At 41.5% G+C, this 1,464-nt stretch carries 1 protein-coding gene; it reads right to left on the bottom strand.

The genetic code is table 11. The features are described from left to right. A partial coding sequence (locus tag ACWFR1_RS40325) for a hypothetical protein (RefSeq protein ID WP_453561090.1) occupies positions 1-1,464 on the bottom strand: 1,464 nt, incomplete at both ends.

The raw sequence follows: 1,464 nt of genomic DNA, 5'->3' as shown, positions 1-1,464 counted from the left end.
CCCCTCAATCGTAATACCTTTGAGCGTACCGACGTTGATCTTATCAGCTGACAAGTCTTTTATTTTGGCATTTGTAATTGCTCCGTCAATAATATGTGCAGTGTCGATAATTGCTGTCTTTAAATGTGCTTTTGTTATCGCTGCATTTTGAATTGCTGCAGTACCTACGGCCGCTTCAGCAATTTTAGCCGATGTAATTGCGGCATCGGCTATATTTGCTGAGTTGATGGCAGCATTTTGGATGTGAGCAGAACCAATAGCAGCATTTGCAATAAAATCAGATGTAACGGAACCATCAGTCAAAAGTACATCGAAAGGGCTGAAGGTGTATTCTTTTTTCACAAGACCCCTTCTGATTTGAAGTTTCCGAATAGAAAAAGATCCAGTTGCAGCTACGTCTCCAACGCTACCACCCAGCAACAAATGAATAGTGTCGCTTGATAATGGTGATTCGAAAGATAGATCCACACGAACAAATTGATCCGCAGGGTTTTTAGTCAGATCTGAAATACTCGATGTATTAATCAGGTTATTTTCAGAGCTTGAATTGGTGGATCTGAAATTTAAATAAGTTATGCCAGGTATATCACCGCGTTTTAGCTCAAATGAGATGGTATAAGTCTGGCCCTTTACTAAAGATAGTGTTTTTCTTGGCGATGTGCTTATTCCGAATAAGGCGTTATCCGTTTTCGTTTTAGTTGCTGTTACTTCATTGTGTTCGCCGTTTTTCACAACAGATATACTGGCACTATTAAGACCGTTAATATCGCTTGCTCTTAGCAATGAACCCGGCAAAATATTAGCCTCTGAAAAATCACGTGAGAGCTTATCTGCTGTTACCGCCAAGTCTGCTAATCGATCCGATATAATACCGCCGTACATAATGTCATCAGTTAGAATTCTTCGTGTAGTGGCCGAGAACTCATCTGTAAAATCGCTTGCTGTGCCTCTTGTATTGATTGCTCGAAGACGGTAATACCAAACTTCATTCACACCTGTAAAATGCTCATATCCACTTGTTTTCCCTCGAAAAATCCTGTTTTCTGTTAGAGGGGTGAACCCTTTGATCTGAGAAGCATAAATTTCATAGGCAGCAATATAACTAGATGGATCATAGTCCCACGTTAAGGTGATGTTTTGAAACATTGACTTTACTTCAACATTTTTAGGAACTGGTGGTTTTGTATCCGGGAAACTGCCGTCAGTGACTTCGCCAACGTCTGGCTTCCTCTCCCAAGTACCGCGATTCTTGTCGAGTATATTCTCTATCTGATCAATCCGATCATCACCTTGAAGCACCGATAAAAACTGCCCTATTTCCACAACGCAGGTATTGTCTGGATCTGTTATGTCATATTCCATAGAAATGATGCGCTGCGATGTTTCTATCGGAATAGCAAAGTTTCGGTCTATGGCAATTGTCGTATCGCCCAGCTCAACGAGGCCGGTCAGGTCGAGCACCAG

Source organism: Streptomyces sp. NPDC055103, assembly GCF_053607625.1.
This window is presented reverse-complemented; position numbering and strand designations above follow the sequence as displayed.